This is a genomic window from Pseudomonas putida (assembly GCA_041879295.1).
Classification (GTDB): Bacteria; Pseudomonadota; Gammaproteobacteria; order Pseudomonadales; family Pseudomonadaceae; genus Aquipseudomonas; species Aquipseudomonas putida_Y.
Genome location: CP047152.1, coordinates 3,724,431 through 3,747,734, shown reverse-complemented (window position 1 = coordinate 3,747,734; position 23,304 = coordinate 3,724,431). Strand labels below are relative to the sequence as shown.

Below are 23,304 nucleotides of genomic sequence, written 5' to 3'. Positions count from 1 at the left end.
TTTTAAACCTGAGGCAAGTTTCTTGCGTTATTTATAAAGGCATCGCTGATTTCTTTAAGAGAGATGCTCTCAAGTCCAACCAGTTCGGCCAGCCTGAATTTCCCTTCAATTAGTGAGTCGATACGTTCCCAGCTTCTGAGTCGTGATATCAAGAGTCTTGCGATCTGATTGCCAACTAAAAGCTGCTGCTCCTTATTTAGCCTGAACATTCGCTGCGGGGAATTATTGTCTTCAAGCATTTTGTCCAACAGCTGGGATCTTGCGGCCAAGGCAGAGTGGGCAGAAGCGCATTCATATATCTCGGCATTTTCACATACCTCGCTTAACTGATGAAAGTGAGTGGTTTCTTCTAGCGCGAGCCTAAGCTCATGACCCTCTTGCACAATAAGCATGAGTGAGTCTTGAGGCTCGGACTTGGATTTTGTAAGGGTAGCCTGCTCGATTTGCTTTATTAGGCTTGCGCTAGCCTGCACATCACAAATCAATACATCAAGTTTTTTAGCTGCACTCTCAGCTTCGGCTAGCAGTTTTCGATGCTTAGCCTCTAGACTTAGGTCTCGGGCTTCAATGTCTTTTCCGTACTTGCTTAATTCATACTCTCGCTCATCCCGACTGTCAATTTCGGATCTTAACTCTTCAGCTTTGGCTTGGAGTTCGTCGTATTTTGTGAATTGAAGATTTACTTCTAGCGATATTTCATTACCTAGAGCTAGCAGGCCACCTATGAATGCAGGGCCGGTTACGAAGTGGCGACATCTTATGCAGTTCTGACTGCCTAGATACCCGCCTGGCACCGGCAACCAAATATCACCTTTACCGAGCGATCCTCCGTCATCACACCTAGCACCTGCATATGGGCAAAAGCCGTAGTCTCGAAATAAATAGCTGCCCGGAGATTTTTGCCTATATATCAGCTCGAGGGCATCTTGGTTGTTTGCGACTAATTGCCCTTGGATTTGATCGATTCTGCCCTGTTCGATCATGCTCTGTGCAACAAATACTTGATTCTGAAGCGCGCGCTTCTCACCTTCTGAAAATCGACGTTGTAATTCAATTCCTCCGATTTTTACATAGTACAAATTCATCACGATTGAACTGTGCCCAGCAATCTTCATGGTGATTTCAATGGGTAGCCCAAACTCATGGACGTATGCCGTGATAAGGCTTACCCTCATGCTGTGTGGAGTATAAATAGACGAATAGCAACTTAGTTTCTCTCTGGGGCCTGTCAGCGTGGCTAATGGTAAGTCCCGAGGTTGTGAGTAATAAAGTGCGGCTGCGAGTCGAGGGGTTAGTATATTTGTTGGGGATCCAGGTTCTTCAGCCCCGAAGAGACGAAACAAGAAGCAATTAGCACCTTTGGCATGACGCTGGCTTTCATTCAGGTTGGTGCGAATACATTCAATCCATGGCATAGGGCGAATTATTGGGTTATATTTTGCCTGCCACTGACGGAGCTTAATTATCCATGGGAGCAAATGAGGGGGTATCCATGGCACACTGTAGCCGCTATACCCAATACTGGTCTTGTTGCTAGTAACAAACATTCCGCATTGATCGCCAGGATATCGTTTTATGAAGCCTTGATTTTTTGTTATGCCTGAAAGCGGACCTTCATTTTTAGCCCAGAAAACCTTGCAGTCATTATGAATTGGGATGTACTCATCGCCTTCCCCTGAGTCGCAGTATGCAATTTGTCTACCTCTGGAGGGGACCGAAACTAGGGTGAGTACCTGCATCCAATACATTGGAAACCATGCTTTAAACTTTCCTCCAATCCAGCGTGTAATGAGATCAGGATCGCTGTTATCCAATTTGAAATTATTTAGATCGATCTCTACCCAGTCAGCGTCGAAATTATGGAGGTGGGTTAAGTCAGAGAAGCTGGTTGCAGTATCTGGAACTATCCATTTTTGCAGGGCTGCAACATATTGATAGGCCAAAGCTGGTTTAGATGTTTCGCCAGGGCCGCTACTGCTTGTCGTGCCTGAGTATTCTGTTTCGCTGCCGCGTAATGGGTTGCTTATTCCGTCTGCGATTATCAATTCACCAGTCTCGTCATCCTCAAGCGTGAATTGCTCGCGGATAATGAATCGCATGAATTCGTTTATGGCCATGACGAAGCTTCGTCTAAGATATTCTGGGGTTGTGGAGGTTACATAGTTTTTGAAATGTTGTAATTCTATAGACTTGTTTGAGAGGAATTCTCCTGGTGTGGTTCCGTATGCGTTTGGCTGCACGTAAGTTGCCAAAAAACGGCAGATTGCTAGCTGTTTTCCCCGTCCGCCACGAGCTTCTTTCATGAAGCTATTTAAATCCTCCAGCCACTTCGAATGGTCAGCATCTATCGAGCTTTCTGAAAATGGCTCCGTCTTTCCGAGAAACGCATACGAGGTGGTCCAGTCTCTGTAATATACTTTGTCCGGAGTGTACGGTAATCTATTGTCTCCTGAGGACTTCACATGTTTTCTATATTCTCGTAAGGAGTTAAGATTAAGAGGCTGAATTAGTTTTACTGTTTCATCGAAAGTGTAAAACGTTCTGATAGAGCATAAGTCATACCAGCTTTTCCATTCGTCTCGGAATACCCGTTCAGGGTGGGCGGGTAATGGAGGGTAGAGTTTATAGCGGTTGCGGTAATCCTGACTGTCTTTTATATCGAGTCGAGTTACTGCTATTCTAATGTCGTCAAGGCAGTCGTAAGCAATGGGTAAGAAAAAGTGAATCCACGACTTCCATTCATTTTTGAATTGTTCCGGGTTGCTTGGAAGGCGCGGGTCGTTGTGGTAATTTAATTCATACTGTCGCTTTGTGCTGATGCCTAATCTCTGTGCAGCTATGCGCACTTCATGTAGCGTTTCATATTGTACTGTTAGGTCTAAATAGTCCTTCCATGACGTCCATTGATCCGTATAAACACTTGTTGGATCTCTGCGCAGACGCCAGTCTTCTTTAAATTTTGTGTAGTAATCTGTTCGTGACTTGCAATTCAGGTTGCGGGCTGCAGCTCTAGCCTGTTCAAAGGTCTCGTAAACTTTCCTAGTTTTACCAGGATGGAGGAAATTTACCCAGCCCTCCCATCGCTCTTTGTAGCGGGTCTGGGGGTGAATAGGTAATTTCGGGTCTTCCTCTCGGCGAGTGAAATACTCACTTGAGTGTTGGATTCCTAAGGATATAGCGGCTGCAGAGGCCAGTTCATAACTTTCATAAACTGGGACTAAATGATTTGTTCCGAAAAAATGCTTCCAATTCTGCCAGTCTGGATAGATGGTGCTAGGGTTTGCAGGCAGTTTTGGGTCTGCTTTGTATCTTTTTAGCGTAGTGTATTGGTGGTAGCTATTGATGCCGAGCGCAAGCGCTGCTCTACTAGCTTCGCTGAGTGTTTTATAGAAATCTTTATATATGCTTTTGCCAATAAACTCTGGCCACCCTTTAAAGTTCGGGTAAAAGCGCAAGTCGCCTGGGAGCTTTGGGTCTTTATGGTGATCAGTTGAATAGTGGGCCACTGTCCATATACCTAGGCGAGCTACGGCCTCACGTGCCTCTGCAAGCGTCAGATATTTCTCAATTGGCCTTTCACTACCACAGAGGTCGTACCATGAGAGCCATTCGCTGGCGTAATCAATATAAGGGTTGGCCGGTAGCCTAGGATCTTCTTGCCAGCGAAGTCTGTAGGCTCTGCTATTTTTTATACCAAGCTTTCTAACTGCGGCTTTAACTTCGAGTAAGGTTGCGTATTTTATTTTTTCTGGCATGGAGCCTCACCTTGAGTCCGCAGAAATAATGATTTAGTGTAGGCTGCTTTTATCGATTATTGACATTTTTTGTCGTATCTCTTCATGTGTCGGCTGAATATAAACTAAGCATGAATCGGGGCTTCTATGGTGCATGCACTTTTGGATTTCAATTTGATTGAATCCATTTTCTCGAAGCCTGTATCCATAGCTGTGCCGATGCCCGTGCTCGCTTGTGCCAACTAATTTTCGGTGCAGTAGGCCAATTCGCTCCACAGCCGACTTATGTAGGCGTTGGGCGTTTTTTAGAGTTTCAGGCTCTCCCTTTGAATTGGTGAATGCATAAGGGTGGTCGTGTGATGAATCTGGGTCGGTGCGCTGTTCTTTAAGATACTTAATCCATACACTCAAGAACTCTGCGGCTTTATGGGGTGGGAAGAACTGAACTGAAAAGTAACCATCTTTGTTGTCAAGTACTGGGTTTTTCCACCCTAAATGCAGCCGTTCTGTTTTCAGGTATTCAGTTCGGGGCAATAGCCCGTAATGTATTGCTAAAAATTGCTTTCTGGTAGGGTATTGCTCGTCAGGTGACTTTCCGTTAGACGGATGATAGACCCTTACAATGGCCTCGTTTTTTTTCTCGTCTAGAATGATATCTGACAAGTAAAGGTGCAGTGCTTCAGATTTGCGCAAGCCTCCGTAGTGCATGAGCAGCGTTAATGCCTGGCCCTTGTAGTCAGGGCGCGGCATGTCGGACTTCTTGGTGTTCAGAATAATAAATCCCGCTTTCATCAAGAGATCAATTTTGTCTTCAGGAAATCTTTTCGCGGGTGCAATGTTTTCGGTGGGGCGCTGTGGTCCTGTTACTTCGCGAATGGTGCTTAACGCTTCGACGTGTTTGTCCGGGTCCACAAGGTGATTCAAAAAGACTCTGTTTCGTTTATTGTGGAAGGCGCACCAGTTCATCCGCTGCTCCGTAGAGGTGGCTTGTCTGAAAGGATTGGCGAGCTTTATTTTAAAGTCACTTTGACGGCTTAGCCAGTCGGTATAGTCTGTTATTAGGAACAGGAGGTCTGAGCAGTGTTCGCTAGATTTTGGTAGCCAAAAGAGTTGCGAGGGGTCTTTTAATGTTCTTGGATCTACGGTGCCCTCTTCTAAAGCTCTTGCAAATGATGCGAGAAGTTTTGTTGTTTTCTTAAATAATCCCACATTGGCATTAATATACTCTATTAGTAGCTTAACGGCTTGTGTGGACTTCTCTTTCCAGGATGAGCTCTTCTTGCTGTTGTCAGCCAGGTAGCGAAGGTGTGATACTAATACGCCGCTTTCGGTCCATAAAGCAGGGAGCTTAATGGTACGGCCGGTTTGATCGTTTTGGTAGCGTGCTTTAATCTTTATGATGTAAGCCATCGCAATTACCTGGCAAGTATCGTTAGGATCGTAAGCAGGTTTTGTATCTAGGTTTTCAAAAGCTTATTGCAAACCGATGTTCGCAGAGCTGCACTCATAGTCTAGACTAGTTCTTGGTATGCGCAATTGTGTAGTCTGGCTAGTTTTAAGGCTCGCTCTAATCTAAGTCTATGAGATTTCTAACAGTTCGGCTCGAAACTGTGACGATACGCTCAATTCGTAGCTCGTTGATGAGTGCGAATTTGGAGCAGATTCAAGGTAATCCACTTTGGAGGGGCGGCCAGTATCGGCTGTGAGGATCGGCCAGGTGTCGATACCTTTGTTTTCTCCGCCTGTTAAAGCTTCTTTCTCCTGGGGTCGCGGTACAGTCTGCATGCTGATAACAGCCAGGTCTTGAGGCAGATCATCAGAGAGCCGTCGCGAGTATTCTATAAGTGAAGGTTCGGCTACCACAAATAACCAAGCTTGATCATCGTTGACCCCTGTTCGTCTGAGAATTCTGCCCAAGACCTGACGATAGTGCAGTTCTGTGCGAATGCGACTCAGGTAACAGCATACTTGTAAGCGAGGAATGTCAGTGCCCTCGCTAATCATGCCTACCGCAACAATCCAGCAACCAATCCCAGATCTAAACTCGTTGATTTTATCTTGAGCGCTACCAGTTTTCGACGTAGCCACGCGACAGTTTTCGCCGCGGCGTTTGAGCTTACTCTCGATTAACTTAGCGTGATTAGTGTCAGATGCAACGATAAGTCCAGCAGCAGATGGGTTTCCTTTCCTGATTTCAGATAGTTTTCGACAGCCTAGGTCGAGAATATGATCTATTACGTCTTCATTCCATAGAATGTCTTCAAAGCAAAGCGGTGAGCTTTCAAGTAAATGGGCGAAGCTGTCGTAATTAGATGTTAGTCGGCTCTGTTGGTTTTTTTGGGTTAACTGTAGGTTGTGGTTGTCAACTAAGGTTATTCTCGGGGATCTACAAATCTTGTCGTCAATAGCCTGTTGAAGTCCATAGTGATAATCACGGGCCAACGCTCCAGCAGGCGCTGAGTAGCGTCCAAGTGCAATGGCTTTATCATCTGTTCTCCAAGGCGTGCCCGACAAAGACAAAGTGAATGTCGCTTGATTTTGTATTTTGGATATAATTGTCGCTCCCCAAGTGTTGCTGGATTGAAGGTCATAACCCGCGCAGTGATGAATTTCGTCAAATATCGCTAATATCCGATACTGTTCAAATAGGTCCCAAAATTCCTCACCTTTCGTATCCATGCCTTGGTAAGTAGAAGCATCACCAATTGCTCCCACATATCCGTCCATTCGACGCCCAAGTATTTTTGAGAACGTAGCCCTGAAACCATCGACTACTTGGCAGGACGGCGCGAAGCACAACACAAGATCGATAACATTTTTTTTGAGCAGCTCTTTTGCCAATTCGCCAGCCATTCTCGTCTTGCCTGCTCCTGGCGTTGCTTGGCAAAAGAAATGCCTATTTACCTGAAAGTGTCGTAGTGCTTTCTCGATACATGAGGTCTGCCACTCTCTTAGAACACTGCTCATTCAATACCTAGTATTTTTAGGGTTTTTTCGACCGCTTTGAGGTGACCTAGCAGGCGGGAGCTACGATCTCTCGCTTCCACGTAGTCGCTTTCCAGCTTCGAGTGGAGGTGTGGCAGGTCTTCCAACAGTTGCTTGTACCTTTCCGCTTCGCCCATTGAGGTGAGGAAGTCCAATCGGGTTTCTTTGACCATTGCCTGGAGACGTCGAGCTGTGTGCTCGTTGGTCGAGGCACCTTTTTCGGTGTCGTCCGCAGGTAGCTCGGCGCGAGGGGCGAAGAATTGATACCCCTCGTCAATCAAGCGGAGGTTGACTGAAGGTGGTAGATCCTGGAGGTGATAGAGCTGGTCGCGGCCGCGCTTTTCTGGGTCTCGTACGACCCATTCGATCCTTTCGAGGCGGAGGATCTGCCTAAAAATATAGCGCCGGAGATCAGAAGTATGCTCGCGCGCTACGCCATATGACCGGGCATAGGCGTCTCGAAGGCCGCGACAGGTAAAGCTGTCTAGCTCGCCGCTTTGTAGAAGCTCATAGACGTGCCTGTCGAGAGCGAATGAAGCCGGTTTCATACAGGCACCTAGCTAGCAGAAATACATCAAATGCGGATTATAATCCGTCGCCGATCAACCCGCAAACGCTGATAGTCCCGCCTTATGTACACCGAGGCGGATATGCAAAAGTTGGCGAGGGCTCTAGGACGCAAAGTCCGAGAGCAGAGAGTGATGGTTGGGATTTCGCAAGACGCTTTAGCTTTCGCCTGCCAGATGGATCGGAGCTACATAGGGCGTATAGAGAGAGGGGAGGTGAATCTGACTATTGAGAAGCTCTATCGGATAGCGACCGAGCTGAGATGTACCCCGCAATCGCTTCTGCCCACAGACCTGTGCGGCTAGGATGCAAGCTGGTCAGGGTAAATCGATCGGTTGATGTAATCCTCCGCCTGCTTGATCTCTTGAAAAATACCCTCAAGGTGACATTCGCTCCAGGCTTCTGGCTCCAGACTTATCTGAGTTAACATGCTGCTCCTATGGTTTTTGGCCTGGCCTAGAGGAGCTTTGACAATGGTACCGGCTCGCCTCATCGGCCCTAACGAGGCTGCTCAATTGGGATGTTGGTCCGCTGATCAGCGCTATTACGAATGGCGAAAAGCTTGGATTTTATCTGTGGCGCAACGAGTGTTCGGACGGCGAGCCCTTGCGACGCGTTGGATGTCTGATCGGGCGTTAGGCCTTGGCTGGAATTCACCTTGTGCGTTGCTTGTTAGTCATTCTGGCTTCGAACAAGTAGTGGATTTTTTACTACGAATCGAATATGGCGTGTACTGGTAACTGGATGTGTCATGTTCTCAATCCAGACGCGGCGGTTCCGGTAGTGATTTTTTTGATGGTTAAATTGGTATTGGGTCAATAATCACGCTTGAGCTGAACCCTCAAGAACATCAATATTGGCTGTATCGGTACTCGTCGGGCGAGAATCGTCCATTAGGGCCAAATAGTAGACGACTCGTACATTGCTCCAAATAAGTTATGGCTTGCTCCTGAACATTGCATTCGTAGTAACGGCGTCTGGCAGGCGGGATTGTCGCTCGATTCTTTAAGCATAGCTTCACAAGTTCCGCCAGCAAATAGCCGCGTACGTCATAGCGGGCGTCAACTGCCCTGATTACTGTCGAATAGCAATCGCGGAAGAGAGGTCGTTGAATGTGGTGCCTCGGAGGTGCTTGTTTGCTGCTCATCTTATATTCCTTCAAGTGCCATTCGGCAGTTGTATAGTGCTTCAGGCGCCGAGCGTCGCATACGCATATGGCAGAGCGCCCTCAAAAACATCGTCGGCCACGGACACCGGGTCGAGACACGTTTTAAACCCTTACACGGGATCTGAATACAATTATCTGCTCACACGATTCCGTCTAGGTTTGCCCTTTGCCGCCGCCAGGACCTTGTCTGGTGCGAACGCCAGCAATACTTTCGGCGCGACACCGCCGAGAGAACTATTTTCGGACTGGAACCATACTGCGATTGACCAGGCGTTCATCCGGGCAGATAGCACCGACAACACATCGCAAAGGATGTGGATCGGTTGGTATCCATTGCGACCGTCTAAGCCGTATGTAGGGAAAAAATCAACCTTACCCGGTCTTAGAGAAAAAATCTTCCCATTGGCCAACAACTCATCAGGGTCTATCTCGACGCCAGGGTTGGAGGACGATGCCAGATAAATCCACTGCTTGGCTGATATCCAGTCTCCGGTTTGGAAAAGCTTAGAGCGGATTCTGCCTGCAGAAACGCCTTTCTCCAAAATCGATTGGGGTACCGATTCTGCGGGGAGGAAGCAGTCGATAATGAAGTCGAGCGCTTTTTTGGGATATTCGTTTAGCCTCCACTCGAAAAGGTCGTTGTACATCTGCAGCCCGCCGAGGTACGCATCGATCGTACGGTCTGAATTGGCCTCAATCGACAAGGTGGCAATCAAGGCTACCTTGTTGTCAGTCGTGTCCGATGCAGCGGCAGGCTTGCACCTAGATTGGATGCGCGCAAAGGGAGTGCTCATAAGCACCTCCAGCTAAGGGGCTACAGACCGCAGCATCACAGAGGGCTGGAATCCATCAGGGATTTTCAAAGCGCAGATAGCAGTATGCGGCACTCAGCTTACGACGCTTGTTTTTCCGATCAACCGCGAGTGTTTTGGCTCGGATGCCGCATCCCACTGCCTCCGGCGGCAGATGAAGGTCCCAAAGGCGAGCCTCCCTACGACGAGTTTCGAAGGTATCGACCGGTTCGAATACGACAGCCGCTTTGGCAGGTGGATACTGCGGTCAGGATTACGATGTGAGCGGCGACAAACCGTGGAATCGAGAGTACTTCGTATCTGCCAAAGCTAGCAGCGACAACTCCAACTACCCAGGGGCTCCCCGCAGCGCTAGCCTTGGGGTCGATTACCGTTTCTGACTACGCATCACTCCGGTTATTGCTAGCACTCAAGATTGAGCCGGATCGCTCAGGTCCTGCCCATCTTCACTGGCCCACACCAGACCTTGGCAGGCATGGTGACGCAGACGGTAAGTGACCGGCGGTGGCTGCTCGCTGACTCGTTTGCTATCCCACACCGTCACAGAAACAAAAGAGTCTTTCGGCCAAGCGCGCCAGTCGCCTTGGTCGGGACCATCGATCACTAGTAGGGGCTTGCTTAAATCGCGAGTGGTACTCAAGTTGTTCCTCCTGCCCTGGCGCATCACCATGGGGGCATCAAATGATGCTCAATGACGTGGAAAAAGCGTTCTTCCCAGCTTGGCTGCGGCCCCGACACCGTTCTGGGCCTCATTAAGAATGTCACGAGAGAAGTAGTCTGCGAGCCGTGCGCGGCTCTCTATCTCCTGCCGGATATCTTCTGGATCAATGTTTGGAAGATCCACACGATAGGCCGCGTGATGAACCAATGCGGCAGCCTGGAAAAGCGCGTCGGAAAGTCGGTATCGATCGAGTCCCAGTGCTGCGCATGCTTCGAGGATGGTGACCGCATCGCTTTCGGTTCCGCCAGTGATACGCTGGTCTGGCAAGGTGGAGTGTCTACGAAGATGCTCCACGTACTGACGTAGCGAAGGAATCGAGAGACCTATGGAGTAATGCTTAATGTACCAAGGACCGATAATGTCGATTTCGTCCTGAGTGATGGCTATTTCCTGGAAGTACCCGGCCCATGCTTCCTGCATGTCCTCATCTATGCGCTCCTGACCAAGGCTGGCTAGATGTTCGTTGAGGCGTTTGACTAAGCGGAAATAGTCGAGTCGTACAGGCGGGTCGCGATGCTCATCCATAATCAGCTCCAAGGTTGAAGTCGCCGATGAGTTTCCGCCGGTACGGTGATGGTGGTCAAGATCGCCATCAGGTGAGGCCTCCAGCACAGGCTGGCTGAGCGGCTAAAAGTCCGACCCTTTTCGCTTTCACACCTACAATCTGTCAACTGTATGCGCTCAACCGATACCACTAAGCAAGGCGGTGTATTTCTATGGATTTGATGGCACTGATTCAGCAGGCGCTTGAAGCGTCAGGGAAGCTGCGAGACCTCTCGAAAAAGCTCGAAGATGCGGACTTCAAAATGATACTGGCGGATCTTCACAGCGCCTTGGCTGATGCGAAGCTTGAGTCTGGGGAATTGAAGATAAAATTAGCATTGGCGCAAGAGGAGATAGTCAGGCTCAAGCAGGTGATTGAGCAGCGAGACAAAGGTAAACCCACCTACAACTCTGAGGGGGTTTATACCTTTGAAGGCGAAGTCGGTCGCTTCTGCACTGCTTGCTGGGACAGCGATGAGCGCAAGATGCGCTTGACCGACCTGGCCAGCGAATTTCGATTTGTCGGTCAGTGGGAATGCCCCAAATGCCATGCAGGATATGGCGCAAAGGACGCATGAGGGCCCTGATCGGGCCAATTGATCATCCGTTGCTTTGGCAAAGCTGTGCGTAATGAGCTAGCGAGCGTCGAGGTCGACAGTCTTTGCGAGGACCTGCAGGGGCTGGATATCTGAGCGAGGTTGGCCAATGGCTTTTCTGATTCTTCTGTGTTGGCTATTGGCTCTGCATCCACTCTGTGGGATCGACCAGATGCCATGATTGTGCTTCACGATCAAAGTCCGTCCATATCTCCTGCAGCTTGGCGCGGTCACCTTGAAAAAGAGGGCTGTCCAAATGAGCGAACTGATCGAACTCGGCGAAGGGCAAAACAGTGCCAGCGCCGCTGTAGCAGAACCAGGAGCCCACCACCTGAGCAATTTCTGCAATTTCACGCAAAGCTTGCTTGGCATCTGCCAGGCCCCACCGCTCTAATATGCGCCCTTGCCGACTAGCCTCAGTTGCAGCGTGTGCGATGTCCACGTTCACATGTTCAATGACGGAAGATAGCCGGCCTAGGCGGGACTCCAACATGTCGAATACCTCGATCCGTATCAGATCATCCGGTCTGGATGCACCTGCGCTCACCCCGCTTAGCCAGTCAAACTCCTCGTGCCGCTTAACCGCGAGCTCATAGTGATATTTCGTGGGCACCCAGTACGATCGCTTTCCCTGCTGGAGTTGCTCAGTGGCAAATTTGTCATAAGCGGCGTGTGTGCTGCGGTAATTGTAATTCAGCTCAGCGATATCCCTGACGTATACCAGGCGCGTGAGCTTTCCACGCGAGGCGCGGATGTCGGCGATTAAGCTACCTAATGAGCACACGCTCCTCGGGCCGCGAATAGGTTCGACCTCTACGAGTCTACGGATACCCTGCATGGTTCCTGCCCAGAATCCGCTAGCTAGCATGTCCATGATCAAAACGTTCAGCTGTTTTTCGCCGCAGACCGTGGGAGCTTGGCGTACCATTTCTACGACACATGAATACGCCGCGATGTCCCACGTCATTTGATTCAACGCCTTAGTGATGGCGTTCTCTTCGGCCTCAAAAACCCGCTTCCATTCCGCGATCCGATCTAGCATCGATGACTCCTTGGTTTTCATTTTTTAAGCCACCCGTATCGTGCTGGCTCGCGACAGCAGCGGTCCAAGCACTGTGATGGCAATCGGGCATCGTTCCTGTCTATGATGTTCCTTTGAACGGAGGCAGGGTACAGCGGTGATAGGGAATATTTTCAACGTTTTTTCGCGACGTAAAGGAAACCAGAGCCAGCCGAAAAAGCAGCTTACAGAGCAATTTCGGCAACGGACGTTCATGCTCATCCGAGACATGGGCCCCGGAATGGGCGAAACTCTTGAGTTTCTACACGATAAGCTCTCCTATCTCACTGGGCGCCATAACCTTTCCGGAAACAAGAACCTTTCTTACGCCGATGACGCATTCAACTTTCTGCGCACCTGCAGTGACCCTCATTTTCTTGATGCCATTGAGTATCTTGTCCATCAGGAAGGATGGAATTACATCGGGGGTTACCATGAGCCTGTGATTGACCGCTTGAACGAGTTCTTGAACATTGACGATCTTCCCTATTTCGTTACGAAACCGGTATGGCAAACCACTGAGGAAATGTATAGGGGAGAACTCACTAAGTTCACCGGAATCCGTGAGCACGCGAAGGTTATTCCAAGGGAAAACCAGGCTGTTCACGAGACGGCTATTGAGCCCGCCCTGAAGCTTTTACGTCAGCCAGCTTTCCTTAATGCCAATTCCGAGTTCATGGCAGCTCTTGAGGATTTTCGGCACGGAAAATTCGGCGACTGCGTTACCAAGTGCAACAGCAGCTATGAGAGTGTTATGAAAGTGATCTGTGGCCAGAAGGGTTTCGGGTATTCCCAGGGAGACACAACCTCCAAGCTCATTCGTACCATCATGGAGAAGACTGCGCTGGAATCTTTCTGGGAGCAGCCACTGATGACCGTCGGCACGCTCCGCAACAAATTGAGCACGTCGCATGGTGCCGGGGAGTTGCAAAAAGTAGTGCCGGAGCACGTGGCGAAGTACACGATGAACATGACTGCATCTGCGATCATCTTTTTGCACGATCAGGCTTACCGATCAAAAACCTGAAATCATCAACTAGCTTGCGGGAGTGGGCATGCGTCGTTTCGATACCAAACCCCTGATTGCTTTGGCGACGGCTCCGGAGGATCAAGACGATCCCTGGTATGTATATGCCGAGCAGGCTGTGCATTACATGACAGCAAACTCGGATTCAGACGAGATTGTGATTTACGCGAGCGCACCGTTCCTGCTTATCGTGGGGGCGCTCGCCCCAACTGAAAATGTCACGCCGCCAGATGGGGGTGCGCTACAAAATCTTACGCTATTTACCAATGCAACCTGGTGCATTCAAAGGTCCTGGAGCTCAGGTGAAGGACATCGTGTCTATATTGAGCCCGCTTTCCCTGAGGACAGCGGATCTCCCTTAGCTGGGGGGGAACCACTTGTCATCCGTCGGCGCCTTGAGGGGGTTCATACCGGACCCACGCCGATCGAAATTAACCAAAAGCTCGTACATTGTCTCGACATCCATTATGTAGAAGAGCGGAAGGCGTACTGTCGGCTCAATGGCGATGGCGACATCGAAGATGTCATCAGGATTCTGACTTTGGCAATTCCCGATCAGATAGAGGGTCGCGAGGTTGTCACAATTCTTCGTAAAGACTTGGACAACTACATGGCTCTGGCGGACTTGGCGCTGGTCTTGAAATTTGATTTCACCAGATACGTGCCTGGCAGTTTCGACAGCTGGCATGGCGCAACTCGATATCACCGAGACGAGTCGGATCTTTTTTTTCATGGTGGATCGATAAGCCGAGCGAGCTTCGCGCATGGAGCCATGGTGGTCAGGCCAAAGACCACGGTTGAAGAGCAAGAAGAGGTGTGGCGCAAGGATTTTGATGGTGATCCGGATCGTGAGTATGCGGTCTTTAAAATCTATGACCGCAAGAACGATCGTCAAGTCGAGACCTCTTGCAGCCCCGATCACATTGTCAGTTATTTTGAGGACAGTGATCTTCCCTGGCAGATATCGCCTGCTTTTTTCAGGGCAGAGGTGCTTAATCGCTTTAAAGGAGATCCGGAAAAATACACGTTGGAAGACCGGAGCATTTCTTGCAGAGGAGCTTGGACCCTCAAGTCTTACGATATCAATGAGGCTGGGCAAGTTCATGCATGGATCTGGGATCTGTCGAAACTTCCCTTCGATGAACAGCTGTACTGGAAGGCCTTCAACGAATGGCCAAAGGCGCCAATCTCTGAGCGAGCAAATCGAACGGATATTGAAGGTGATTGGTACACCGAGTATCAGCCACTGGATGCCCTCAAGCGAAAGGTGCGTGAACTGGACAAACGTAAGCCAGTATGGTGGAACCCCCGAGGCGAGGAGTTGATCGACAGCGTGCTAGCTCCCGCCACAGACTCACCTAAGGAATGGGGTGATGAAATCATGGCTCTTGATCAATGCCTGGTAGAAGGTTTTCTCGACAAGCCATTGCGCAAAGTTGCTGAAGGAAAAGGGTGCGTACTGGAGTCAACCTGGCGCTCGCTTAAGTTGCTGTACGAAATCTTAGTGGCAAGTTCAATCAGTGCGGAAGAAGCCAGGAAAATTCTGGCGCCCATGAGAAAGCTTCATGAGCTTCGCAATGAGATTCGAGGTCATGCGACCCACGAAAAGAAAGTGGTCGCCATTCGAGAAGCCCGCACCACCCATGGCAATTTTCGAGCCCAGTTTTTTCACCTTGCCGAGGGTTGTGATAAAGCCCTTGTCGCTGTGTTGGAGGCTATGGACTTTGAACTAGGGGAGTGAACACGCTGGAGTAGTCATCACCAGCTCGCGCCTGTGAGCTGGTAGGCGATATTTAGAATTCACTGCTCGGCTGGCCAGTAGATTTGGATTGGCAAAAAAAGCGGCCGTAAGCGTCCACCCAACACACCTTGCATGATCATGCGGGGCTCCGAACGGCGACGCTAATCGCAATGTTTTGGTGAGTTTTTTCGTTTTCACGGCTCAGTAATCTAAGGTGGCCCCGCGGGAATTTTCACGCGGGGCCGCATGCATCAATCCTCGCCTGGCCCTTTGGGTTCACTATCGATCTTGCGCTTGATGATTCGCACTGCCTCATCGATCGACTTGCCCTCATCGATCAGTCGAACGAGGTCAGCGTGCAGGTCAGCGCGTAGTTTGGGGAGACGTTTGAGGGCAGCCGCGACATCCCGCTCCTTTGAGTCAAAAGAGAAGTTGGGGTTGAGCACCGTCAACTCAAGCATCGGGAGCGAGTCGTCTTTTTTGGTAGAACCTTCGGCAGGGGTGTTGCTTTCGTTGCTGGAGGACATCAGGTTTCTCCGTTGAGGGAGCCCGTAGGCTACAAACTATCTTGCCCCGCCGGCAAGGCGCGTTGAGCGCTGCCGATTTGACGAGAGCTAGCCACCGACATGCGGGAGGAGGACCGGAGGGTAGTTGTAGTCATTTGACCATCTGCTTGCATTCGACTCGACTACCCAGATGCATTCGGATTGATCAGTCGGTTGCGATCAGTGCCACTTAGTGCGCCTGAGCTGGGTATGGCTTTGGTTAGAATTCAGCTCCGCTTTCTGAAATGATGTGCTTCATCACTGTTTCGAAGGGGGTTGGAATGACGGCTTATGGAGAGCGGGTGTGGGATGTAGTCATCATTGGCGGGGGGCAAGCGGCTTTGGCAACTGCCTACTTCCTTCGCCGCACGGAGCTTTCGTTCATCATGCTCGATGCCGAGGAAGCGGCGGGCGGAGCTTGGCGACACGGTTGGAATTCCCTGCGGCTGTTCTCGCCGGCCACGTGGAGCTCCATTCCCGGTTGGATGATGCCAGCTGTTCAGGATGGCTATCCGTCTCGCGAGCATGTCATCGACTACCTCACCCAGTATGAGGCGCGCTATCAGTTTCCAATCGAACGGCCAGTGCGCGTCACCTCAATCGAGCGCGTTACCGGCGCGTTGCGTGTCCATTCAGAGTCTGGCTATTGGGATGCAAAAGCTGTGGTCAGTGCCACAGGTACTTGGAGCAATCCGAACATACCTGCCTACCCTGGCGCTGAGTTGTTCCGTGGCCAACAGCTGCATTCGGCTGACTACGTTGAACCGCAGGCCTTCTCTGGCAAGAGCGTGCTGGTCGTCGGCGGTGGCAACTCCGGCGCGCAGATTCTCGCAGAGGTTTCCAAAGTAGCGAATGCGACCTGGGTAACACCCACCGATCCACTCTTCCTACCTGACGATGTGGATGGCCGAGTGCTGTTCGAGCGGGCTACGGAGCGCTGGAAAGCGCAGATGGAGGGACGTGTTATTGAGCAGCCGGTCGGCGGGTTGGGCGATGTGGTAATGGTCCCGCCTGTAATGGAGGCGCGAGAGCGAGACGTTCTGCACGCGGTGAGGCCCTTCGCTCGTTTCACCCCTGACGGTGTGGTCTGGGCAGACGGCTCGGAGACCGCAGTTGATGCGGTGATCTGGTGCACCGGGTTCAAACCCGCCTTGGGACACCTCGCCAGCCTTGGGGTTGTTACTGAGCAAGGACGTGTAGAAGTCGAAGGGACCCAATCTGTGAGTGAGCCGAGACTATGGCTGGTCGGCTATGGCGAGTGGACTGGTTCTGCCTCGGCGACCTTGATCGGAGTGACCCGTACAGCCCGCAGCACCGCTGCTGCGATCGAGCGTTTTTTGGTGAAGGTGGAGGCCTGAGCTCCCCTATTTCCCCAAAGTGATCACCTGAACAGCTGGGAGTTTTGTTGGGATAGGTGGTCATCTGCTGCCCAACTCCCGAGCATTGCTCGGGAGTTGCCTATGACGATCACTGCTGTGGGCGGTTTCTCGCTGATAGCTATGGGCTAGACGATTTACTCCTTACGGATATCAATAATCGTCGCGCTGCTGCCGTCCATCCTGAAGTCAAACGCTACCTTATCTCCCACCTTCAACTTTTCCAGCTGCTGCGCAGTGGCCTTGAAGCCCATGGTCATGGCTGGCCATTTCAGCGCCGCCACCGGTCCATGCATTAAGGTCACTTTGCCGCCCTGGGCGTCTATGGCCTTTACCATCCCTTCAGCGTGAGCGGCAGGTGCTGCTTGAGCTTCCTTCATATCCATACCATCCATGTTCATCCCGGCCATGGAGTCTTGAGCTTGTGCGCCTGATGCAAAGGCGAAGAGCAGTGCAACACTGAGGTAGAGCTTTTTCATCGGATTTCTCCTGGTGTGGAATCGTGAGTGACTACAAGAGCGCGGCGCTGGATCAGCCAATACGCTGCGGGAATAACGAAGAGAGAGAGCAAGGGGGCGGTCAGCATTCCGCCTACCATGGGTACGGCGATGCGGCTCATCACTTCGCTGCCGGTCCCGCTGCTCCAGAGAATGGGCAGCAAGCCTGCAACGATCACTGCCACGGTCATCGCCTTCGGCCGGATGCGCTGTACCGCGCCCTCGCGAATGGCCTCAAGTAGAGCTGGCTGAGTGGGCTCACCATTGGCCTGTCGCTCGGCCCAAGCGTTATTCAGGTAGATCAGCATGATCACCCCGAACTCCGCCGCGACCCCGGCCAAGGCAATGAAGCCAACGCCGGTGGCTACCGACAGGTTGAAACCCATCAGGTACAGCAACCACACACCGCCGGTGAGGGCGAAAGGCAGAGTGCCCATGATCAGCAGCGCCTCACCTAGGCGGCCAAAGGTCAGATACAGCAGGACGAAGATGATGGCCAATGTCGCCGGCACCACCCAGGCCAACCGAGCGTTGGCGCGCTCCAGATACTCGAACTGGCCTGAATAGCTCAGACTGACGCCTGGATCAAGCTTCACTTCGCGGTCAACTGCCTGACGCAGGTCAGCGACCACAGACGACAGATCACGGCCGCGAACGTCGATGTACACCCAGCCAGAGGGGCGGGCGTTCTCGCTCTTGAGCATCGGCGGGCCTTCGGCAATTCGCACACGGGCCAAGGTGCCGAGGGTTATCTGGGCACCTTGAGCGGTGTAGATTGGTAGCTGACGCAGTGCCTCGACTGAATCGCGCCATTCGCGGGGGTAGCGGACGCTGATCGGGTAACGCGCCAGGCCTTCCACCGTCTCCCCGATGGTTTCGCCACCAATGGCGCCGGCGACAATGGCTTGCACGTCGGCGATGTTCAGGCCGTAACGGGCAGCAGCCTGGCGGTCGATGTCGAGATCGACGTACCGTCCGCCGGTCAAACGCTCGGCCAGTGCCGAGGTCACGCCAGGTACAGTCTTCGCTACCCGTTCGACGGCCAGGGTCGTGCGGTCGATCTGCGCCAGGTCGCTGCCGGCCACCTTTACGCCAATCGGGCTCTTGATACCGGTGGCGAGCATGTCGATTCGGTTGCGGATTGGCGGAATCCAGATGTTGGTCAGGCCCGGTACGCGTACGGTCCGGTCGAGTTCCTCGACCAGTTTTTCGCTGGTCATTCCTGGCCGCCACTGATCCTTGGGCTTGAGCCGCACGATGGTCTCGAACATCTCCAACGGTGCCGGGTCGGTGGCTGACTCCGCGCGACCGGCCTTGCCGAACACACTGGCGACTTCTGGCACCGTGCGGATCAGTCTATCGGTGCGCTGCAGCAGCTCCGAGGCCTTTTGCGCCGACAGGCCTGGCAGGGCCGAGGGCATGTACAGCAGGTCACCTTCGTCCAGCGGCGGCAGGAATTCTCCACCCAGGTGGCTCAATGGCCACAGGCTGCTGAGCAAGATCGCCAGCGCGCCCAACAGCGTCAACCACGGCCTACGCAGTACGACCTCAAGCGCCGGCCGGTACACGCGAATCAGCCCACGGTTGAGTGGATTACGCTGCTCGGCAGGCAATGGCCCACGGATCCAGTAGCCCATTAGCACCGGCACCAATGTCACGGCTAGCCCCGCCGCGGCCGCCATGGCGTAGGTCTTGGTGAACGCCAGGGGTGCGAACAGCCGTCCCTCCTGGGCCTGCAAGGTGAACACCGGCACGAACGACAGGGTGATGATCATCAGGCTGAAGAACAGCGCCGGCCCGACCTCCACGGCGGCATCTGTCATGACCCGCCAGTGCTCGGCTCCTCTCAGCACCTGCCCCGGATGACGGGCATGCCAGGCCTCGACCCGTTTGTGCGCGTTTTCGATCATCACCACAGCGGCATCGACCATTGCGCCAATGGCGATGGCAATTCCGCCCAGAGACATGATGTTGGCGTTGATGCCCTGGTGCCGCATGATGATCAGCGCGATCAGCACCCCCACCGGCAATGACACGATCGCAACCAGCGACGAGCGCAGGTGCCACAGGAAGGCCGCACACACCAGTGCGACCACGATGAACTCCTCGATCAACTTGTGACTGAGGTTGTCTACGGCGCGGTCGATCAATTGGCTGCGGTCATAGGTAGTCACCAGCTCGACGCCGGCGGGCAGGCTTTTCTTCAGTGTTTCGAGCTTTTCCTTCACACGGGTGATGGCTTCCCGGGCATTCTTGCCGCTGCGCAGGATCACCACGCCGCCCACGGCTTCGCCTTCGCCGTCCAGCTCCCCGATGCCCCGCCGGGCTTCCGGCCCGAGTTGTACTCGGGCGACGTCGCCCAGCGTCACCGGTGCACCGTTGGCAGCCAAGCGCAGGGGGATGGCGCGAAAGTCGTCCAGCGTCTTCAGGTAGCCCGAGGCCCGCACCATGAATTCCGCCTCACCTTGTTCCAGCACGCCACCGCCCGTTTCCTGATTGGCCTTGCCGATGGCGTTTGCGACCTCGCCCTGGGTGATGCCGAGACTGGCCATACGCAGCGGGTCGAGTACCACCTGGTACTGCTTGACCATGCCGCCAATGCTTGCCACTTCAGCGACATCCGGTACAGTCTTGAGCTCAAAGCGCAGGAACCAATCCTGCAGGCTGCGCAGCTGTGCCAGATCATGCCTGCCACTGCGGTCGACCAAAGCGTACTGGTAGATCCAGCCAACGCCTGTGGCGTCCGGCCCAAGTGCTGGTTTGGCTGAGGCAGGCAGGCGCGACTGAACCTGGCTCAGGTACTCCAACACGCGTGAGCGTGCCCAGTACACGTCGGTGCCATCTTCAAACAGCACGTAGACGAAGCTGTCGCCGAAGGCAGAAAAGCCACGTACGGTCTTGGCGGCCGGTACCGAGAGCATCGTGGTGGTCAGCGGATAGGTGACCTGGTTTTCGACGATCTGGGGTGCTTGCCCTGGGTAGGAGGTACGGATGATTACTTGGGCGTCCGACAGATCGGGCAAGGCATCGATCGGCAGGCTGCGCAGCGAAAATATCCCCCAGGCCACCAGGAACAAAGTGGTGAGCAGAACCAGTATGCGATTGCTCACTGACCAACGAATCAGTTTTTCGATCATGGCTGGCCCTCCAGCGCATTGATCTGCTCGATGACCATGCCGTCGTCGCGCTCCCGAACACCAAAGCGGATACGTTCACCCACCTTGAGCCCAGTAATCAGCGTGGGGTCGGCCACATGAAAAGTCATGGTCATCCCAGGCATTCCCAGGGTGACGAAAGGCCCATGGGCGATGGTCAGCTGATTACCTTCAATTTGCACGATTCGACCGTCTGCTTCATGCAGCTCGGGCGGTTGCGAGGCGGCCGGTGAGTCCGAGGCGGTGGTCGCCTCGATGCCTTTGAGGCTGGCTTCGGAGTCGATCAGGAACTGTCCGGATGCCACGACTTTTTGCCCGGCCTGCAGGCCTTTCAAGATGGTAACCTGGCCGCCGTTCTCCTGGCCTAGCAGCACTTCCACTGGGCGGAACCGGCCTTGGTCTTCGGCCACCATCACCAGATCACGTTTGCCGGTGCGGATTACGGCCTCGGCAGGTAGCAGCAGGCTGTCATCGGCGTTTTCGCCTGGGCGCAGCGCAACCTGCGCGGTCATTCCCGGCCGTAGCCGACCATCTTTGTTGGGCAGCTCAATACGCAGGCGCAAGGTACGGCTTTGCAGGTCTGCATCCGCGAGCAGAGCTGTCAGTTTGCCTAGAACGGTCTCGCCGGGATAAGCCGGCAAGTGGGCCTCTACTGCTTGCCCCTCGTGCAGGCCACTTGCCTGAGCTTCCGGCACAGCGGCTTCGAGCCACACATTCGCTATGCCATTGATGCGTGCCAGGGTTGCGCCAGGTGCCACGGTCATTCCTGGACGCAGGTCCAGTGCCTGGATGACCCCGGCGCTCGGTGCGACCAGTGTTACCTGGTTCTGCACCTTGCCGCTGCGTGCGACCCGGTCGAGCAGTTCACCCGGCATGCCGGCCAGCAGCAGGCGCTGGCGTGCTGCAGCTAGCAACTGCACATCACCCAAGTGGCGCAGCGCGAGAAACTCTTCCTGCAGCCCAGCCCATTCCGGAGCCAGTACATCTGCCAGAGGCGCGCCTTTGGCCACCACATCCCCCGTGGCTCGGCCATAGGTGCGCTCAACGAAGCCTGCGGTGCGTGCCTGGAGCACACTGAAATCTCGCTCATCGAAGGCCAGCACACCGCTGACCTGCAGGCTGCGCTGCAGCCGGCCACGGCTCACCGTCGCCAGGCGTACCCCAAGGTTCTGTTGTACGCCTTGGCTGATTTGCACCGCAGGCTCTGCGGGGCCTGTGCCTTCTTCGGCGTACTTCGCTACCAGTTGCATGTCCATGAACGGCGACTTGCCGGGCGCTGGGAAGTGTTGCTGCGGGTACATCGGGTCGTACCAATACAATGGCTTCTGTTCCGCTGTTGCTGCGGGTGCTTGTGCAGGTTGCCCAGGATGCCCCAGCCAATAGCCTGTCCCGGTGCCAATGGCCAGGGCGAGTGCTGTGATCAAACCGATAGACCTGTTGTTCATGCACGCACCTCTCCATATACGAAGTGCAGGCGAGCGGCGGTCGCCGCTAGCTGCCCTTGCAGGTCGATATCCTGTAACCGTGCCTCGATGCGCTGACGCCGCGCTGTGACTACCTCTTCCAGCGCCGACTTGCCTGCCCGGTAGTCGGCCAAGGCCAGGCTGACGCGTTGTTCGGCCAGCGGCAGCAAGGTTTCGCGGCTGCGCGTCACCGCCCTTTGCAGGCGTTGGTATTCCGCCAGGTCAGCTTCGAGCTGCGCGGTGTGTTCACGCAGTGCCGCTTCCTGTTCGTCCTCCAGTTGCCGCACCTGGGCCTGGCGAGCGGCGATCATCGGGTCCTGCCGCGACCCGCTGAACAGCGGTAACTGGAAACTGACCTGCAGGCTGACCATGTTGCTGAATTCAGGCCCGCGGCGTTGGTAGTCAACCTGCCAGCCCCAATCTGACTTTTTCTCGGCGATGGCCTGCTGCACCTGAGCTTGGGCTTCACGGGTCATGGCCCCGTAGGCGGCCAACTCCGGATGGGCGTGTAGGGTGTGCAGGTAGTCAGGTGCGCGTACCGGCCACTGCGGAAACGTCGGCGCTTGTAATGCGTCGGCATCCTGTCCGATCCAGCGTTTAAGTGCGGCGCGGGCCTGGGTGGCTTGGGTCAGTAGTTGGTCCTTCTGCTCTTCCAGCTGCGCGGCCTCCTGGCCCGGGGCCAGGGCGTCGGCGGAAGCGCCGCCCCCTGCGGCCAGGCGTGCACGTACCGCCGCTGCCAGCAGGCGGTTCTCGTTGAACAGATTGTCGAACTGCTGCAATTTGCGTTGCAGGGTGTACGCGGTAATCCAGGCTTGTGCCGTGGCTGCACGCACTTTCAGACGCTCGAACAGCGCTTCGGCATCCGCCCGCTCGACCGTGGCCTGAGCGGTTTCGACCCGCGCTTTTCGTTTGTCGCGGTTGGGCACCTCCTGAGAAAGGCCGACCACCTGCATGGTCATGAAGTCTCGGTTGGTACTCCATCGATCGCTGCCATCCACGGGCAGATTCTGCACACCGAGATTCAATCGTGGATCTGGCAATTCACCCGCAGGCACAACTGAGTGACGTGCTGCGGAAGCCTGTTCCTGGCGTGCTTGAAGCGAAGGTGCGTTGCGCTCGGCGAGTTGCAGCGCATCGTCCAGCGTGAGCGAATTCGCCTGCGCGGATAGCACCGGCAGCAGGAGTGTCAGGGCGGCAGCAAGCATCCGCCCTGAATGGGAACATAGGGGAGTCATGAAGATGATTCCTCGAAAAAACCAGCGCACAGGCGCATGTCATCGTTCAGCCGCCGAGGCAGAACAATGGTGTGAGGTT

19 protein-coding genes are annotated in these 23,304 nt (G+C 53.6%); 6 read left to right on the top strand and 13 right to left on the bottom strand.

Annotated features, from left to right (window positions below; genetic code table 11):
• Positions 1–2: 2 nt before the first annotated feature.
• The 4 genes from GST84_17210 to GST84_17195 form a co-directional block, all read right to left on the bottom strand.
• Positions 3–3,755, bottom strand: coding sequence for a hypothetical protein (locus GST84_17210; protein XGB13978.1), 3,753 nt, complete (start codon positions 3,753–3,755; stop codon positions 3–5).
• A gap of 33 nt (positions 3,756–3,788) precedes the next feature.
• Positions 3,789–5,144 carry a tyrosine-type recombinase/integrase gene (locus GST84_17205; GenBank protein ID XGB13977.1) on the bottom strand — a complete coding sequence of 452 codons (1,356 nt, stop codon included), beginning with the start codon at positions 5,142–5,144 and terminating at the stop codon, positions 3,789–3,791.
• A gap of 168 nt (positions 5,145–5,312) precedes the next feature.
• Positions 5,313–6,701 carry a DEAD/DEAH box helicase family protein gene (locus GST84_17200; protein ID XGB13976.1) on the bottom strand — a complete coding sequence of 463 codons (1,389 nt, stop codon included), beginning with the start codon at positions 6,699–6,701 and terminating at the stop codon, positions 5,313–5,315.
• On the bottom strand, positions 6,698–7,267 hold the full coding sequence (locus GST84_17195; protein XGB13975.1) for a hypothetical protein: 570 nt from the start codon (positions 7,265–7,267) through the stop codon (positions 6,698–6,700). The genes GST84_17200 and GST84_17195 overlap by 4 nt, the downstream gene beginning before the upstream one ends.
• A 102-nt stretch (positions 7,268–7,369) precedes the next feature.
• Between GST84_17195 and GST84_17190 the strand changes: the two genes are divergently transcribed.
• A complete protein-coding gene (locus GST84_17190) occupies positions 7,370–7,591 on the top strand; it encodes a helix-turn-helix domain-containing protein (protein ID XGB13974.1) in 222 nt (73 codons plus the stop codon).
• Positions 7,592–7,759: 168 nt separating this feature from the next.
• Positions 7,760–8,026, top strand: a complete 267-nt coding sequence (locus tag GST84_17185) for a DUF2384 domain-containing protein (protein ID XGB13973.1) — start codon at positions 7,760–7,762, stop codon at positions 8,024–8,026.
• Positions 8,027–8,585: 559 nt separating this feature from the next.
• On the opposite strand, the gene GST84_17180 is transcribed toward GST84_17185, so the two are convergent.
• The 3 genes from GST84_17180 to GST84_17170 form a co-directional block, all read right to left on the bottom strand.
• On the bottom strand, positions 8,586–9,248 hold the full coding sequence (locus GST84_17180; GenBank protein ID XGB13972.1) for a hypothetical protein: 663 nt from the start codon (positions 9,246–9,248) through the stop codon (positions 8,586–8,588).
• Positions 9,249–9,675: 427 nt separating this feature from the next.
• Positions 9,676–9,906, bottom strand: a complete 231-nt coding sequence (locus tag GST84_17175) for a hypothetical protein (protein ID XGB13971.1) — start codon at positions 9,904–9,906, stop codon at positions 9,676–9,678.
• A 48-nt stretch (positions 9,907–9,954) separates the two neighbouring features.
• A complete protein-coding gene (locus GST84_17170) occupies positions 9,955–10,512 on the bottom strand; it encodes a hypothetical protein (protein ID XGB13970.1) in 558 nt (185 codons plus the stop codon).
• Between the two features lie 191 nt (positions 10,513–10,703).
• Here GST84_17170 and GST84_17165 point away from each other — a divergent pair, with 191 nt between their 5' ends.
• On the top strand, positions 10,704–11,108 hold the full coding sequence (locus GST84_17165) for a hypothetical protein (protein ID XGB13969.1): 405 nt from the start codon (positions 10,704–10,706) through the stop codon (positions 11,106–11,108).
• Between the two features lie 154 nt (positions 11,109–11,262).
• Here GST84_17165 and GST84_17160 read toward each other — a convergent pair whose 3' ends face one another.
• Entirely contained in the window at positions 11,263–12,189 is a 927-nt protein-coding gene (locus GST84_17160; protein ID XGB13968.1) for a hypothetical protein, read from the bottom strand.
• A gap of 115 nt (positions 12,190–12,304) precedes the next feature.
• Between GST84_17160 and GST84_17155 the strand changes: the two genes are divergently transcribed.
• The gene (locus tag GST84_17155) at positions 12,305–13,213 is read left to right on the top strand and encodes a hypothetical protein (protein ID XGB13967.1); all 909 of its coding nucleotides are present in this window, start codon (positions 12,305–12,307) and stop codon (positions 13,211–13,213) included.
• 28 nt (positions 13,214–13,241) lie between these two features.
• A complete protein-coding gene (locus GST84_17150) occupies positions 13,242–14,954 on the top strand; it encodes a hypothetical protein (protein XGB13966.1) in 1,713 nt (570 codons plus the stop codon).
• Positions 14,955–15,205: 251 nt separating this feature from the next.
• On the opposite strand, the gene GST84_17145 is transcribed toward GST84_17150, so the two are convergent.
• Complete coding sequence (locus tag GST84_17145) at positions 15,206–15,481, bottom strand: hypothetical protein (GenBank protein ID XGB13965.1); 276 nt, start codon at positions 15,479–15,481, stop codon at positions 15,206–15,208.
• Positions 15,482–15,780: 299 nt separating this feature from the next.
• Here GST84_17145 and GST84_17140 point away from each other — a divergent pair, with 299 nt between their 5' ends.
• Entirely contained in the window at positions 15,781–16,857 is a 1,077-nt protein-coding gene (locus GST84_17140; GenBank protein ID XGB13964.1) for an NAD(P)-binding domain-containing protein, read from the top strand.
• 155 nt (positions 16,858–17,012) lie between these two features.
• Here GST84_17140 and GST84_17135 read toward each other — a convergent pair whose 3' ends face one another.
• Genes GST84_17135 through GST84_17120 form a run of 4 tightly spaced genes read right to left on the bottom strand, consistent with a single transcriptional unit; the run spans position 17,013 to position 23,225 of the window.
• The gene (locus GST84_17135) at positions 17,013–17,354 is read right to left on the bottom strand and encodes a heat-shock protein HtpX (protein ID XGB13963.1); all 342 of its coding nucleotides are present in this window, start codon (positions 17,352–17,354) and stop codon (positions 17,013–17,015) included.
• The gene (locus tag GST84_17130; protein XGB13962.1) at positions 17,351–20,509 is read right to left on the bottom strand and encodes a CusA/CzcA family heavy metal efflux RND transporter; all 3,159 of its coding nucleotides are present in this window, start codon (positions 20,507–20,509) and stop codon (positions 17,351–17,353) included. Before GST84_17130 ends, GST84_17135 begins: the two co-directional genes overlap by 4 nt.
• Positions 20,506–21,972: an efflux RND transporter periplasmic adaptor subunit gene (locus GST84_17125; protein XGB13961.1), complete on the bottom strand. Its 1,467-nt coding sequence runs from the start codon at positions 21,970–21,972 to the stop codon at positions 20,506–20,508. The genes GST84_17130 and GST84_17125 overlap by 4 nt, the downstream gene beginning before the upstream one ends.
• Positions 21,969–23,225: a TolC family protein gene (locus tag GST84_17120; GenBank protein XGB13960.1), complete on the bottom strand. Its 1,257-nt coding sequence runs from the start codon at positions 23,223–23,225 to the stop codon at positions 21,969–21,971. The genes GST84_17125 and GST84_17120 overlap by 4 nt, the downstream gene beginning before the upstream one ends.
• Between the last annotated feature and the right edge of the window lie 79 nt (positions 23,226–23,304).